A 14,258-nucleotide genomic window follows, 5' to 3' on the forward strand; every position below is an offset into this window, starting at 1 on the left:
GTATCCCAGTGTTCACCGGGGGCGGTCACCGTCGTGCGGAGCGGTCGTCCCGGACTGCTCGAGGCCCGGACGAACCGTGCGGGCGGTGTGGATCCAGCCGCCCGCCGCGTACGTGTTCCGGCATCCGATGAGCCGGGACCTTGCCGGGATCCGGCATGTCGCACGCCCGTGATGCCCGTTTACCCTGCTCGGACACATCCGGTGTCGGCACTGACCGGGACGGACGGCCGACGAGGGGAGGGGCGCGATGTTCTCGGTGGCCTGGGGGGTGTTCGCGACCGCCTTCGGCTGGATCGTCGCGACGGATTTCCGGGGGGCGGCCCACCGCTTCCACGCGATGTCCCGCGCGGCCACGCCGTTCGGCGGCGCCGGCGCCTCGTGTGTGGGCGTCGGCTTCCTCCGTGCCGTGGCGGGGGTGTTCGGCCTGATCGGCCCGTTCGTCCTGGGCGCGGGGCTCCTGGACCTGTGGCGTGGTGAGGCGGGGCCGGGCGGATTGCCCCCGGTGCCCTCCTTGCCCGCCTGGCTCCTCGTGTGTGAGGCGCTGGTCGCCGGTGTCGGTCTGTGGATGACGTGGCGGCGTTCCGGCATGCTGCGCCGTGAGTGGGACGCCGGCACCGCACTGCGGCGTGCTGCCGTCGTCGTTCTCACGGCGTCGGTCGCCGCGTTCCTCGTGATGCTGAGCCTCGGTCAGGGCGGATGGGCGGTGGTGAGCTGGCTGGTCGGCGGCCTGTGCAGCCTCACCCTGCTCCTGGGCCGCCGAACCGATCAGCCCTCCGCCGCCGGTCCGGCCCCTGCGGATTCCTGACCGCTCACCTTCGCCAGCGCGGCGCGCAGGTGGCCGGCGGCCTCGGTCAGCAGGCGGGTGGCCGTCGGGCCGTCCACGTCGGCGAGCAGGACCAGGATGGCGTGCTTGACCTCACCGTCCGTGGCGGCCAGGGCGCGCTCGATGTCGGCGTCCGCCGCGCCGGTCGCGAGGGCGACGATACGGCGGGAGCGGGCGCGCAGCTTCTCGTTGGAGGCGCGGACGTCGACCATCAGGTTCCCGTACGTCTTGCCCAGCCGGATCATCGTGATCGTCGAGATCATGTTCAGGACGAGTTTCTGGGCGGTGCCGGCCTTGAGGCGGGTGGAGCCGGTGAGGAGTTCCGGGCCGACGACCACCTCGACGCCGTGCTCGGCCGCCGCGGCGAGCGGGCTGTTCGCGTTGCAGGCGAGGCCCACGGTCAGCGCGCCCCGCTCGCGGGCCCAGGTGACGGCGCCGACGGCGTACGGGGTGCGCCCGGAGGCGGAGACGCCGACCACCGAGTCGTCGGCGGTCAGCCCCAGCGCGGCCAGGTCGGAGGCGGCCAGCTCCGCCGAGTCCTCGGCGCCCTCGACCGAGGTCACCATGGCGCCGGGACCGCCCGCGATCAGGCCGACGACCCTGGCGGGGTCGGTGTTGAAGGTCGGCGGGCACTCGGAGGCGTCCAGGACACCGAGCCGGCCGGCGGTGCCCGCGCCCGCGTAGACCAGCCGGCCGCCCCGGGCCATCCGGTCGGCGACGGCGTCGATCGCGGCGGCGATCCGCGGCAGCTGTCCGGCCACGGCACCGGCCACGGTGGCGTCCTCGCCGTTCATCAGCCGGGCGATGTCGAGGGTGGGCAGCCGGTCGACGTCCGCCAGCTCCGGACGGAACGCCTCGGTGGTCAGGGTCTCCAACTCGGCGCGGAGACCACGGGGTTCGGGCGTGGGGGTCATGGAACGGTTCTCTCCGGTGGTCTGTGTCCGGTGGGCTGCGCCCGGTGTCTTCGGCCGGTGTCCTCGGCCTGTGCGGGAACGCGGGAACCGCGGTGGGGCGTGAACGGCTCCGGTGTCCCGTCCGCTACCGCGGACCGCTCCGGTGCCGGTGGGCCAGCGCCTCGTACGACGCGGACAGGGCGGGGGCCGCCGACTCGTAGGTGCGCTGGGCGATGCCGACGAACAGACAGTCCACCACCAGGAGCTGACTGGTCCGGGACGACATCGCGGCCGGGCGCAGCTCGCTCTCGCGGGCCGTGGACGTGGTCAGTACGTGGTCGGCGTACTGGGTGACGGGTCCGTTCGGGCGGCCGGTCACCGCGATCGTCGTCGCCCCGTGCTCGAAGGCCACCCGCAGCGGTTCGATGACGTCCCCGGTCGACCCGGAGTGCGTGATGGCGACGGCCACGTCACCGGCGCGCAGCTGCACCGCGTTGGTGACGGCGAGGTGCGGATCGCCGGGGGCGTGGGCTATCAGGCCTATGCGCAGCAGCTTCTGGGTGAGGTCCTGGGCGACCAGGCCGGAGGCGCCGATGCCGTACACGTCCGTCCGGCGGGCACCGGCCAGCGCCGCGACGGCCGCGCCGAGCTGGACGGTGTCCAGTCCGGCCGCGGTGTCGGCGAGGGTCTGCTGCTCGTCGTAGGCGAGTTTGGCGACGACGTCGGCGATGGGGTCGTCCACCGCGATGTCGGTCGTGATGGAGGGCGCGCGGCCGGACTGCTGCTGGGCGGCGAGCCCGGCGAGGGCGAGCCGCAGGTCGCGGTAGCCGGGGTAGCCGAGCAGGCGGGCGGTGCGGACGACGGTGGCCTCGCTGGTGCCGGTGAGCTCGGCGAGGCCGGTGACCGTGAGGGCGGCGCAGCCGGCCGGGTCGCCCGCGACGGCCTCGGCGACCCGCTGCATGGAACGGGTCATCGAGGGGGCCAGCGTGCGCACCTTGGCCGCGAGGGCGGCGGGGGCGGGCGGAGCGAAAATTTCCTTCACGTCCTGGGTCACCCCTGAAAGATATTTTCGTTTCGGTGGTGCGGTCAAGGGTGCGCACAATGGGGGCATGGCCCCCCATGACGATCCCGTCGATCCCGTCGATCCCGTCGATCCCGGCAATTCCGACGACACCCCCGTCGGCCCTGTCAGCTCCCTGGAGCAGGCGTTGCACGCGGCCCGCGCGCTGGTGCTCGCGGACCTGGTCGCGCACGAGGTCGCCGAGGCGGACGTCGTCTCGCTCGTCGAGGAGTCCGTCGCGCACCGCCGCTGGTGGGTCGAGCAGTGGCCGGAGGGCATCGGGTTCCTCGCCGGTCTGGTCGCCCAGGACGTGCAGGACGCCCTGCTGGAGCGGTACGGCCGCTGGCCGCTGTGCCCGGTGTGCGGCTCCGGCGACCCGCACGCGCTGGAGGTGGAGCCGGAACTCGGCCCCGATCCGCACTGGGTGTGCCACCTGGCGGGCGTGAAGGTCGCGGCGGTCGGCTCGCTGGGCGGGGCGGCCTCGACGTGACCCTGTACATCGACCCGCCCACCTGGCCGGGACACGGCCGGCTCTGGTCCCACCTGGTCAGCGACGTCTCCTACGACGAACTGCACGCCTTCGCCGCCGGCCTCGGCGTCCCCCGCCGCGCCTTCGAACGCGACCACTACGACATCCCCGAGCACCGGTACCCGGACGTCGTGCTCGCCGGGGCGCTGGAGGTCAGCAGCCGCGAGGTGGTGCGGCTGCTGTACGGGGCGGGGCTGCGGGTGCGCAAGAGCACGGTGCGCGAGGGCGTGGTACGCGCCGACGTGGTGCGCACCGCCGTGGTGCGCGTCAGCGAGGTTCAGCGGCGCAGCTCGTAGACGTACTCGCCCGCGTTCTCCCCCGCGTTCTCGGCGGCCCGGGTGAATCCGGCGCGGGTGACGACGTTCCGCGAGGGCAGGTTGGCGCGGTCGATGACGGCGGTGACGGTCCGTACGCCGTCCTGCGCGAGCGCCCACGCCGACAGCGCGCGCAGCGCCTCGGTGGCGTAGCCGTGGCCGCGGGCACCCTCGACGAGGTCGTAGCCGATCTCCACCCGGCCGTCCCCGTCCGGCGCGCGGTGGAAGCCCATGGCGCCCACCGCGAGGTCGTCCTCCCGCCGGACCAGTACGTACATGGTCCACGCCGGGTGGAAGGTCCCTTCCCCGTACTGCTCGACCATCAACCCGGCCCCCACCCGGGTCCCGTCGGCGGGAGCGGCGCCGACCCACCGGTAGCCGCCGTCACCGCTCGACGACAGATCGGACGCGACCGCGGGAGTGATGCTCGCCAGGGTGAGGCGGTCGGTGGGTATGCGGATCGTGTTCTCGCCCGCCGGCTCGTCAGCCCTTGTCATCCTCGCCCCCTTCGTTCCCCGAGTCGTCCGGTACGACCGACACGATGGCGCAGGTCGGGGGAGCCGGGTGGGGAAGGTGGACATACGTGACGGACAAGGCGGGGCAGTTCGTACGGGCTTCGACACGCGTCACCCGGACCTCCGCGCCCCGGTCGAGTACACGGACGCGACGGCCCAGCTGCTGCGTCCGCTCCAGCTCCGTACGTAACGCCTCGACGACCGCCTCAGCGGCGGGGCCCAGGAGGTCGAGGCGCTTGCGTGCGGTGTGCGTGACTTCCACGGCGGCCGTCGGCTCGGTCAAAGGGGACTCTCCAGCTTCAACGCGCGGGCCAGCTCGACGCCTTCGGCGAGGGAGGCCTCGAAGTCGGGATCGCAGCGTGTCAGGACATGCCCGCGATACGTCGCGATCAGCTCGGACACCTCACGCAGGTCCGTGAAGTCGACACGGTTGAGGGTGGCCGCCAGTTCGGCTTCGAGGCGGGCCAGGTCGCCCGGGAAACCAAGCCCGGCGGCAAGGGCGGCCCGGACTTCGCCGAGGGTCCGCATGGGCGGCGGTTCGACGGGCGCTTCCGGATGGACGGGCTGTTCACTCATGGAGGGTGATCCTTCCTGCGGAGAGCCGGTCCACGACGCTACTCCGGTCGGCCTCATTGCGTCAGCAGTTCCAGCTCGGAGCCGATGTTGTACCGGGCGGTGGCCTCCCGGTGCTCCTGTCCGTGCGGCGTGCGGAACAGGCGGGGCAGGGCGAGGAGTCGGCGCAGGACGGCGGCGCGGCCCTCGCGGAAGGCGTCGCCCGGCACGAAGTGGTACTCCGCGCGGACGGCGGCGGTGTAGGCGGCGTACGCCGACGGGGGCGAGGCGAGGACCGCCAGGTCGGCGTCGCACAGCACCTGACCGTCCCGGTCGTCCTCGGCCGGGTCGTGCGTGACGGTGAGCCGCACCAGCCGCGCCACCTCGGCGACCTTCGCCTCCGGCACCCCGGCCTCGGCCAGCGCCCGCTCGGCGAGCCGCGCGGACCGCTCCTCGTTCTCGGAGCGGTCGGGCAGGTACACGGCGTCGTGGAACCAGGCCGCGAGCCGCACGACGTCCGGGTCGTCCGCGTACGCCGCCAGCTCGTCGACGTGATCGAGCACGGCGGTGAGGTGGGCGAGCGTGTGGTAGTGCCGCTGCGGCTCCTGCCAGCGGGTGATCAGGTCGTCGGCGTAGGGCGCCGGATCGGGCCCGCCCCCGGAACCCCGGGCCCCCTCCAGGGCGCGGGCGAAACGGGCACGCAGGACGTCGGTGTCGGCCATACGGCCATTCTTCCCGACCCGGTGGAACGCGGGGACCTCGCCACAGAGCTCCGGCTCGGCCCGTACCGTGAGGTACCGGACGGGGTCGCGCCGCGCCCTGTATCTCTCGGGGCGTGCCTTGCGCGCAAGCGGAAGGGGCCGTTACGGGTAGTGCGGGTGATCTTTCGCTGGGTAGTGTGAATCGCCGGAGCGTGAACATCCGTCCGCGCGTGCCGCCGACCCGAAGGAGACCGGAAGAAGTGAGCAACCAGGTGCAACCGACGTTCGTACTGGTCCACGGGGCCTTCGCGAACTCCTTCTCCTTCGCGCCGCTCCAGGCCGAACTCGGCCTGCTCGGGCACCGTTCGGTCGCCGTCGACCTGCCCGGCCACGGCTTCGCGGCGACCTACACCCGCGCCTACCAGGCGCCGCAGGATCCCGGAGGGCTCGCCACCGCGCCCGGTGCGATCAAGGGCGTCACGCTCGCCGACAACGCCGCGCACCTGATCGGGGTCCTGGAGCGGGCCAGGCGGAACGGCCCGGTGATCCTCGTCGCCCACAGCCGGGGCGGCGCCACGGCCACGGCCGCGGCCAACGCGCGGCCCGACCTGATCGACCGCATCGTCTACGTCGCGGCCTGGTGCCCGGTCGCGCTCGACGTCGGCGACTACTACGCCGAGCCGGAGATGGCCACGGTCGACGCCGCCTCCCTGGGCCTGGCGATGGCCGGGAACCCCGCCGAACTCGGCCTGCTCCGCGTCAACTTCCGCACCGCGGACCCGGCCGCCCTCGCGGCGCTCAAGGATGCCTTCCTCGCCGACGGCACCGACGAGGAGTTCCTGACCTTCCTGAGCACCTTCCAGCCCGACGAGAACCTGGACGTCGGCACCTCCGCCGACCGGGCGCAGGCGGCGACCTGGGGCCGTATCCCGAAGACCTATCTCCGCCTGGCCGACGACGCGAGCATGCCGCTCGCCCTGCAGGACCGGCTGATCCGCGAGGGCGACGAGCTGACGCCGGACAACCCGTACGACGTCCGCACGCTCGCGGGCAGTCACCTGAAGTGGCTGGTCGATCCGGCGCCGGCGGCCCGGGTCCTGGGCGAACTCGCCACGCTCCCGGCCCCGTCCGCGGGGTGACTCCCCTCCCAGGGGCGGAGCCGCCACTAGCGTGGGCGGCATGACGACTCCTGCGGATGTGCAGAACGTACGAGACCCGGAGCTGCCCGGGCGGCTGCTGACCGCCGAGCGGGACGTGCTGATCCCGTTGTTGCGGGGGAGGGCGGACGCGGACTTCGCGCTGCCGGTGGTGGCGTGTCCGGGGTGGACGGTGCGGGATGTGCTGGCGCACTGTTCGGCCGCGTTCACGCGGGTGCTGGAGCGCCGGTTCGAGGAGGGGGTGTTCTCGCCCGCGTCCAACGGCCGGGACATCGCCGAGCGGGCCGGGTGGAGCAACCGGCGCGTCGTGGACGAGCTGGAGCGCGGGATGACCGAGGCCGGTCCGGTGATCGCGGAGGCGGGCGGGGCGCTGGACGTCCTCGCGCTGGGCGAGTGGGTGCACGCGGGGGACGTGCGTGAGGCGTTCGGGGAGCCCGGCGCGTACGCGGGCGCGGGGCTGCCGTCCGCGTTCTCCCTGCTGGCCTACGTGACCGGCCGGAAGGGGCACCTTCCGCTGCACGCCGACCTCGACGACGTGGACGAACCCCTGCGGCTGGGCGAGGCCTCGGGCAGGCGGCCCCCGGCACGGTACATCGGGGACGGGCCGACGCTGGTACGGCTCTACGCGGGACGGCCGGTGGACGGCGCCGCGTACGAGCTGGCCGGGGCACGGGCGGCGGAGCTGAACATCTTCGGCGAGTGAGGCGCGGGGAGGGCGCTCGGGGCGCGGATCTCCGGGCGGCGGGCGTAGGGTGGATTGGACTAGACCTCTAGTCGCCGCCGACCGATGCCGAGGAATGGGGTCCCATGAGCGAGCGTGCAGTCCTGGAGGTGATCGCCCTCGACGTCGAGGACGCCGTCGCCGCGCAGGCCGGGGGCGCGGACCGGCTCGAGCTGGTCACCGACATGGCCGCCGACGGGCTCACCCCGTCCGCCCGCACCGTCGCCGCCGTGCGCGCGGCCGTCGACATCCCGCCGCGGGTGATGCTGCGCCTGGCGGACGGGTTCGCGGCGGGTGATCTCGACCGGCTGGTGGACACGGCGCGGGAGATGCGGGACGCGGGGGCCCAGGAGTTCGTGCTCGGGTTCCTGGACGCGGACGGCGGCGTGGACCTGGGCGCGGTGGAGCGGGTGGTCGGCGCGCTGGACGGCTGCCGCTGGACCTTCCACCGCGCCATCGACCGCGCCGCCGACCGCGACGCCCTGCGCAAACAGCTCGACGGCCTGCCCGGCCTCGACGCCTACCTCACGGCCGGCGCGCCCGGCGGGGTGGCCGACGGGCTGCCGACGCTGCTCGCCGAGGCCCGGCGGGGGAAGCAGGACGAACCCGGGTACGAGCAGCAGCTGCTCGTGGGCGGCGGGCTGCGGCTGGAGCAGGTGCCCACACTGCTCGGCGCCGGGATCCACGCCTTTCACATCGGGGGCGCGGCCCGGCCGGACGGGTGGGGCGGGCCCGTCTCGGCGGAGGCCGTGGCCGAGTGGCGCCGGGTGGTGGACGGGGGCTGATTCCGGCAGGCACCGGTCGGCACCGGCTGATTCCGGCAGGCACCGGCAGGCACCGGCCGGCACCGGCCGGCACCGGCCTCACGGACCGGCTCAGTGCGGCAGCAACTGCTCCGGCAGCGGGGCCGCGTGGGTCACGATCAGGCCCGAGACCGCTCGGGTCAGGGCGACGTACAGGCGGCGCAGACCGGTGCGTTCGTCGGGCTCGGCGTCGACGACGGCGCATGGCTCGTCCAGGACCACGTAGTCGTACTCCAGCCCCTTCGCCAGGGACGCAGGGACCAGGGTGAGCCGGGTGTCGTGCGTCGTCTCCTCGCCGGGCGCGACGTGTCCGAGGCCCGCCGCGGTGAGCTCCCGGGCCAGTTCCGGGACGCGGGCGTCCGCGGCGATCAGGCCGACCGAGCCCTCGTGGCCCAGCAACTCCCTGCAGGCCGACACCACTTCGCCGCTGCCGGTGATCGGACGGACCGCGAAGAAGCCCGGGTTGTCGCGGATCGACGCCACCGGCGTCAGCCCCGGCGCGATGTGCGGGAGCAGCCGGGAGGCGTACGCGATCACGTCCGTCGGAACGCGGAAACCGGCCGTCAACTCCTCGACCACGGCGTCCCGTTTGCCCAGGTGGGCCAGTGCCTCCTCCCAACTCCGGGTCGCCCACGGCGTGGTGCCCTGCGCCAGGTCGCCGAGGACGGTCGCCGAGCCGGTGGTGCAGCGCCGGCCCACCGCCCGGTACTGCATGGGGGAGAGGTCCTGCGCCTCGTCGAGCACCACGTGCCCGAGGGAGGGGGTGCGCCGGATCAGGTCGGTGGCCTCGTCGATCAGGACCGCGTCGGCCGCCGACCACTTCGCGGACCTCACCGACCGCGCCGGCTTCGTCCACAGGATCGCCTTCCGCTCGTCCTCGTCCAGCAGTCCGGCCGCGTGCTCGGCCAGGAAGTCCGGGTCCGCCAGCAGGCGCAGGACGAGTTTCGCCGGGTCGACGGCCGGCCAGACCGTCTTCACCGCGGCCTTCACGGCGCCGGTGCGGGCCACCGTGTCCTGCACCCTGTCGTCCGGCGCCTCCCCGGCGCGCTCCATCCGCACCAGCACGGCGTGCGCGACGCGCTGCGGGAGGGCCTCGCGGGCGGCGCCGTAGCGGATGTCGCGGTCGAGCAACTGGCGGACGATCTCCTCCAGTTCGTACGCCGGTACCCGCCAGCGGCGTGAGCCGCGCACGACGACGACCGGTTCGGTGGGCATCGTCACGTGCGAGTGGAGGGCCCGGCGCAGGACCTCGGCCATCCTCGCGTCGCCCTTGACGAGCGCGGCCCGCGGGTCGTCCGTCCCGCGCACCTCGACATGGGCCACCAGGTCGTCCACCGTCGCCTGCCCGACCGTCAGCTCGCCCAGTGCGGGCAGCACCTGCTCGATGTAGTGCAGGAAGGACCGGTTCGGCCCGACGACCAGCGTGCCGGTGCGGGCCAGCCGCTCACGGTGCGCGTACAGGAGGTACGCCACCCTGTGCAGGCCGACGGCGGTCTTCCCGGTGCCGGGGCCGCCCTGCACGCAGACGCTGCCCGAGAGGCCGGAGCGCACGATCTCGTCCTGCTCGGGCTGGATGGTGGCGACGATGTCCCGCATCGGGCCGACGCGCGGCCGCTCGATCTCCTGCTGGAGCAGCTTGCTGGTGGCCGATGCCTCGGCCGGGTCGGACAGGTGCTCGTCCTCGTACGCCGTGAGGTCGCCACCGGTGTAGCCGAAACGGCGGCGCAGCGCGAGGTCCATCGGGTCCTTCCTGGACGCCCGGTAGAACGCCTGCGAGACCGGCGCCCGCCAGTCGATCACCATCGGGTCGCCGTCGACGTCGTGCACATGCCGGCGACCGACGTAGAAGCGCTCGCCCTCGGCTCCTTCCGCCTCCTCGGCGCCGTGGGGGTCCCCCTGCTCATGGGGGTGCCCCCGCTCGAGCGGAGTCGAGAGTGGGGGAGGAGCCGAGAGTGGGGGAGCGTGCAGGTAGTCGAGGCGGCCGAAGAACAGCGGGGTGTCGCTGAGGTCGGCCAGTGCCTTGACGCGCTCCGCCATCTGCCGTTCCAGGATCTGCGTGTTGACCCAGTTCGCGGTGACGTTGCCCAGGTCGAGGGCCTCGACGTCCGCGCGCATGGCCCGCAGGGCGGTACGGGACGCGGCGAGGTGGGCCCGCTCGCGGTCCAGCGGGCCGGTGTCGGCGAGCGCGGGCGTGGGAGCGGGTTCGGGGACGTGCGTGGGCACGGGGCTGCCTCCGGCTGGTGCTGACGGTGATGCCGCCTGGTGCTGACGGTGATGCCGCGTGACCACGGCATGGCTGACCGGCCGGTTTCCGTCCGGGCGGTGGCGCTCCGGCGAGGGAGGCGGGGAGGCCCCGGACGGCGCGGCCGGGGCGAGCGGGAGATTCTAGTCGGCCGCAGGCCCCGGGGGCGAACGGTTTCCCTCCCGGCCGTTTCCTGCAGGCGGATGGGGAGTCCGGGAAACGCCACGGCAACGAGACCATCCGCATCGGCCCGGACGGTCAGGTCGGTATCAAGCTGCCCGCCCCGCTTGCCGGGCTGGCCAACGCCCCGCGCGGCCGGTACGTCCTGACCGGCCGGGTGGCGTTCGCGCACCGGGGCGAGCAGTGGGCCGACCGCGTGTCCGCGAACCGGGCGGTGGCCTACCGCATCCACTACGACGTGGACCGGGGCCGCTGGTACCTCACGGCCTCGTGGACGATCCCCCCGGTCCAGACCGTGTCCCTGGCGCAGGCCCGCTCGGGTGGTCTGATCGGGGTGGACACCAACGCCGATCACCTCGCCGCCTGGCGGCTGGACGAGCACGGCAACCCGTGCGGCGAGCCCCGCCGCTTCTTCTACGACCTCGGCGGCACCGCCCACCACCGGGACGCCCAGGTACGGCACGCCCTCACCCGCCTGCTGCACTGGGCACGACGCGAAGGCGTCGCCATCGCGATCGAAAACCTCGACTTCGGCGCGGAGAAGACCCGCGAGAAGCACGGCCGCAAAAAGCGGTTCCGCAAGCTCATCAGCGGCCTGCCCGTCTCGAAGCTGCGGGCACGGCTGGTGTCGATGGCGGCCGAACTCGGCATCGCCGTCGTCGCGGTCGACCCCGCGTACACCTCGATGTGGGGCGCGCAGCACTGGCAGAAGCCCCTCACCTCGAAGAACCGCAGGACCACCCGTCACGACGCCGCCGGCGTCGCGATCGGAAGGCGCGCCCTCGGGCACCGCGTCCGGCGACGGACGGCACCGCCCCCACACGACCGGAGTGATCGTGTGGGGCATCGGACCGCCCAGGCCGGACATCGTGCCCGGGGGCGTGAGGGAACCCGCCCCCGCGTTCCCGGACCACGGACACGATGCGTGTCGCCGGATGCGGAGCGAACGCGGGCGACCAGTGCATCCACCACCGTTCGGGATGCGCCAGATGTTCAGGGCTGGGTCCAGGACTCACTCCTGCTCACTGATGAGGAACGGTTCCGGGTCCTTCTCGCAGGGGAGACCGGCTGCCTCAGGGGGGACCGGGCGGGACCCGAAGCCGGTCCCAAGGTCTGATGCCCCGAACGGGTGATCCGGCGAACTCTGGACACATGAGCGCAGCTACCTTCATCCCAGGCAACCGGGCCGGTGGCCAGGGCCCTCCGCGCCGCGGTGCCACCGCCACCGGCTCCGTCCACCACTCCCCGCACCGTCTCGGCAACGCCCTGCGCGCCGTCAGGGCCTTCACCGAGGCCTTCTTCTCGGTCACCGTCCTCGGCGAGTACAACGAGGAGGCCGGCGTCCGCCGCCGCCACTGATCACGTACGCGGCGGAAGCAGACCCTCGACGACCTCCAGCGGCCAGGCGCCGTACGGCGACGGCGGCGGACCGTCCGGGGTCGCGGCCCGCGGCAGGCTTCCGGCAGGCGTCCCGGCCTGCGCCCGCAGGGGTTCCGACGCCGACGGCGCCTCGGCCGGCGGGGCGAACGGCGGGAGGTCCTGCGTGCAGCGCGCGCCCTTCGGCGGCAGCTCTCCGGTGAGGAAGTACCGCACCACGTGCCGTCCCACGCACGCACTCGGGTTGTCCAGCGCGGTGTGCCCGTACCCGTCCAGCGTCAGCAGCCGCGCGTCGCCCAGCTCCCCGACCATGTTCTGGGCCGCCCGGTACGGGGTGGAGGGGTCGTGGGTCGTGTTCACCACCAGCACCGGGTGGGCGGTCGCCCGGTCCCACGGGCCGGTGTACGGGTCGGCGGCCCGGGCCGGCCAGGTGGCGCACGGCTCGTTGGCCCACACCCACCAGTGGGCCAGCTCCCCGGCCTCCGCCACCGCCCGCCGTTCCAGCTCGGGGTAGCGCAGTGGTGACCGCGGGTTGGGGCTCTCCGCGCACATCACCGCGAGCGGCTGCTCGAAGCCCGGGTAGGGCACCGGGACGCCCGTCGGGACGCCCGGTGCCAGGAGGGGCCGGCCGGACCACAGTGCCTCCAGCAGGTCCGCGACACCGGTCCAGCCGGGGTGCACGGTGTAGAGCCCGCCGCGCACCTCGCTCACGGCCCTCGCGTACGTCCTGTCACCGGCCGGCCGCGCGGCGAGGCGCCGCATCAGGGTGTCGTACTTGTCGCGGGTGGCGGCCGGGGTGCCCGCCGAGAAGACGCACCGGGTCACGGGTGCGCGCCCGCAGTGGTCGAGGAACTGTGCCAGCGTGTCGGCCGAACCGAGGTGGGAGCCGAGCCGCAGGAACGTGTTCACCGCCTCGGACCCACCCGCCGTCCCGGACCCACCCGCCGGGACGGCCTCGCCCGCCGCCCCGGCCTCACCCGCCGGGCCGGTCTCGCCGAACCAGGTGAGCGGGTCCACGTTCCCGTCGAGGACGAGCCGTCCGGCCCGCTCGGGGAACAGGTTCGCGTAGGTCGCGCCGAGCAGTGTGCCGTACGAGACGCCCCAGTACCGCAGCTGCTCCTCGCCCACCGCGGCGCGCAGCAGGTCCAGGTCGCGGGCGGTGTCGGCGGTCGAGACATGGCGCAGCAGGTGCGGATCGCGCTGCTCGCACCGCTTCGCGAGGTCGGCGTACGCGGCGACGAACGCCTGCTGCTCGCGCTCGCCCACCGGGAACGGCGGGAGCTTCGACTGCCAGGCGACGGCCTCCCCGGCGGTGTCGAAGCAGCGTACGGCCGTGCTCTCGCCGACGCCGCGCGGGTCCCAGCTGACGATGTCGTAGCGGTCCCGCAGTTCGTCCGGGAACTTGGCGTACAGCTGCGGCAGTCCCAGGGTGCCGGGGCTGCCCGGGCCGCCGGGGTTGAAGAACAGCGTGCCGACCCGCTTCTCCGGCGCGGCGGCCCGGTGTCTGATCACCGCCAGCTCGATGGTGCGGTCCCCGGGGCGGGTGTGGTCCAGGGGCACGTTCGCCGTCGCGCACTCGAACCCGGTCTGCGCGACGTCCGGGCAGTCCTGCCACCGCAGCACCACCCCGCCACCGTCACCGCCGTCGCGGCCGCCACCGCCGTCGCCGTCACCGCCGCCCGGTCCGCCCGCGGACGCCGGGCCGACCGCCCCGAGCAGCAGGATCAGTGCCCCGGCCGCCGCGCCGGCGGCTCGGGTGAGGGGTATCCGTGTGGCGGTGGCGGTGGCGGTCCGTGGCATGGGCAGGCCCTTCCCTCGCAGCGACCGGGAGCCGGGCCCGCGGCAGCGGACCCGCTGTCATACCACCGGCGGTCCGCCGGGCGGGCAACCGACACGCGTCCGATCGGGTGCTGAAGTGAGGGGCCCGCCCCCTCCGTCCGGGGACGCGGTCTGAGTACGCGCGCCGATGCGCGGGCACCGGTCACGCGGCTTGACCGGCTCCATGAGCCACGACCCCTCCGCCCCCCTGACACCCCCGGTGCTTCACCCGGCCGACCGGGACCGCCGGGCCTGAGCGGCGCCCACCGTCGCGACCGTGCTCCCGACGTTCCCGGGGCCGGTGGCGCTGCCGGTGGGAGCGACGTCCCCGAGGGCGACCGACAGCTGTGGCCCCGACGACTGTTCGCAGGCCCTGACGACCGCCCTGGACGTGGTCCTCCGGGCGATGCCCCTCGACGGCGTCCTCACCTTCGGCGCCCGGCTCACGTCCTGGCTGCTGCCCCGGAACACCCGCTAGACGACCCTGCGCATCACAGCGGCCTTCCCCTCCCTGGCACCGCCGCTGTTCGTCGTCCTGCTGGTGTTCGACCTTCCCGAAGGATGACGACCCGG

General features: G+C 74.0%; 16 protein-coding genes and 1 pseudogene. 9 read left to right on the forward strand and 8 right to left on the reverse strand.

Features of this window, described 5'->3' with window-relative positions; all coding sequences use genetic code 11:
* Positions 1–247: 247 nt before the first annotated feature.
* On the forward strand, positions 248–805 hold the full coding sequence (locus PYS65_RS20025; protein WP_279335295.1) for a hypothetical protein: 558 nt from the start codon (positions 248–250) through the stop codon (positions 803–805).
* Here the strand turns inward: PYS65_RS20025 and murQ are convergent.
* Positions 766–1,737 (reverse strand): N-acetylmuramic acid 6-phosphate etherase, encoded by a 972-nt coding sequence (murQ, locus tag PYS65_RS20030; RefSeq protein ID WP_279335296.1) that lies wholly within the window; start codon positions 1,735–1,737, stop codon positions 766–768. The two genes, PYS65_RS20025 and murQ, sit on opposite strands and share 40 nt — an antisense overlap.
* Positions 1,738–1,861: 124 nt before the next feature.
* The gene (locus PYS65_RS20035; protein ID WP_279335297.1) at positions 1,862–2,770 is read right to left on the reverse strand and encodes a MurR/RpiR family transcriptional regulator; all 909 of its coding nucleotides are present in this window, start codon (positions 2,768–2,770) and stop codon (positions 1,862–1,864) included.
* A 55-nt stretch (positions 2,771–2,825) separates the two neighbouring features.
* Between PYS65_RS20035 and PYS65_RS20040 the strand changes: the two genes are divergently transcribed.
* Positions 2,826–3,266 carry a hypothetical protein gene (locus PYS65_RS20040; RefSeq protein WP_279335298.1) on the forward strand — a complete coding sequence of 147 codons (441 nt, stop codon included), beginning with the start codon at positions 2,826–2,828 and terminating at the stop codon, positions 3,264–3,266.
* Positions 3,263–3,601: a DUF4031 domain-containing protein gene (locus PYS65_RS20045; RefSeq protein ID WP_279335299.1), complete on the forward strand. Its 339-nt coding sequence runs from the start codon at positions 3,263–3,265 to the stop codon at positions 3,599–3,601. The genes PYS65_RS20040 and PYS65_RS20045 overlap by 4 nt, the downstream gene beginning before the upstream one ends.
* Here the strand turns inward: PYS65_RS20045 and PYS65_RS20050 are convergent.
* The 4 genes from PYS65_RS20050 to PYS65_RS20065 are packed head-to-tail and all read right to left on the reverse strand — an operon-like array spanning position 3,583 to position 5,408.
* The gene (locus PYS65_RS20050) at positions 3,583–4,116 is read right to left on the reverse strand and encodes a GNAT family N-acetyltransferase (RefSeq protein ID WP_341483693.1); all 534 of its coding nucleotides are present in this window, start codon (positions 4,114–4,116) and stop codon (positions 3,583–3,585) included. The two genes, PYS65_RS20045 and PYS65_RS20050, sit on opposite strands and share 19 nt — an antisense overlap.
* A complete protein-coding gene (locus tag PYS65_RS20055) occupies positions 4,103–4,417 on the reverse strand; it encodes a hypothetical protein (RefSeq protein ID WP_279335300.1) in 315 nt (104 codons plus the stop codon). Before PYS65_RS20055 ends, PYS65_RS20050 begins: the two co-directional genes overlap by 14 nt.
* The gene (locus tag PYS65_RS20060) at positions 4,414–4,710 is read right to left on the reverse strand and encodes a hypothetical protein (protein ID WP_279335301.1); all 297 of its coding nucleotides are present in this window, start codon (positions 4,708–4,710) and stop codon (positions 4,414–4,416) included. The genes PYS65_RS20055 and PYS65_RS20060 overlap by 4 nt, the downstream gene beginning before the upstream one ends.
* 53 nt (positions 4,711–4,763) lie before the next feature.
* Positions 4,764–5,408, reverse strand: coding sequence for an HD domain-containing protein (locus tag PYS65_RS20065; RefSeq protein WP_279335302.1), 645 nt, complete (start codon positions 5,406–5,408; stop codon positions 4,764–4,766).
* 239 nt (positions 5,409–5,647) lie between these two features.
* Between PYS65_RS20065 and PYS65_RS20070 the strand changes: the two genes are divergently transcribed.
* The 3 genes from PYS65_RS20070 (at position 5,648) to PYS65_RS20080 (ending at position 8,050) form a co-directional block, all read left to right on the forward strand.
* Positions 5,648–6,526: an alpha/beta hydrolase gene (locus tag PYS65_RS20070; RefSeq protein ID WP_279335303.1), complete on the forward strand. Its 879-nt coding sequence runs from the start codon at positions 5,648–5,650 to the stop codon at positions 6,524–6,526.
* A 40-nt stretch (positions 6,527–6,566) separates the two neighbouring features.
* Positions 6,567–7,247, forward strand: a complete 681-nt coding sequence (locus tag PYS65_RS20075) for a maleylpyruvate isomerase family mycothiol-dependent enzyme (protein ID WP_279335304.1) — start codon at positions 6,567–6,569, stop codon at positions 7,245–7,247.
* 104 nt (positions 7,248–7,351) lie between these two features.
* On the forward strand, positions 7,352–8,050 hold the full coding sequence (locus PYS65_RS20080; RefSeq protein WP_279335305.1) for a copper homeostasis protein CutC: 699 nt from the start codon (positions 7,352–7,354) through the stop codon (positions 8,048–8,050).
* Positions 8,051–8,140: 90 nt separating this feature from the next.
* Here PYS65_RS20080 and PYS65_RS20085 read toward each other — a convergent pair whose 3' ends face one another.
* Positions 8,141–10,291 (reverse strand): HelD family protein, encoded by a 2,151-nt coding sequence (locus PYS65_RS20085; RefSeq protein WP_279335306.1) that lies wholly within the window; start codon positions 10,289–10,291, stop codon positions 8,141–8,143.
* Between the two features lie 203 nt (positions 10,292–10,494).
* Here PYS65_RS20085 and PYS65_RS20090 point away from each other — a divergent pair.
* Both PYS65_RS20090 and PYS65_RS20095 read left to right on the forward strand, forming a co-directional pair.
* Positions 10,495–11,520 (forward strand): annotated as a pseudogene (locus tag PYS65_RS20090) (IS200/IS605 family accessory protein TnpB-related protein); the annotation flags it as partial.
* A 122-nt stretch (positions 11,521–11,642) separates the two neighbouring features.
* Entirely contained in the window at positions 11,643–11,849 is a 207-nt protein-coding gene (locus tag PYS65_RS20095; protein WP_279335307.1) for a hypothetical protein, read from the forward strand.
* Here the strand turns inward: PYS65_RS20095 and PYS65_RS20100 are convergent, their stop codons facing one another.
* Entirely contained in the window at positions 11,850–13,667 is a 1,818-nt protein-coding gene (locus PYS65_RS20100; RefSeq protein WP_279335308.1) for an alpha/beta hydrolase, read from the reverse strand.
* A 295-nt stretch (positions 13,668–13,962) separates the two neighbouring features.
* On the opposite strand from PYS65_RS20100, the gene PYS65_RS20105 reads away from it, so the two are divergent.
* Positions 13,963–14,163, forward strand: coding sequence for a hypothetical protein (locus PYS65_RS20105; protein WP_279335309.1), 201 nt, complete (start codon positions 13,963–13,965; stop codon positions 14,161–14,163).
* Positions 14,164–14,258: the final 95 nt, after the last annotated feature.

This window comes from Streptomyces cathayae (assembly GCF_029760955.1).
GTDB classification, from domain to species: Bacteria; Actinomycetota; Actinomycetes; order Streptomycetales; family Streptomycetaceae; genus Streptomyces; species Streptomyces cathayae.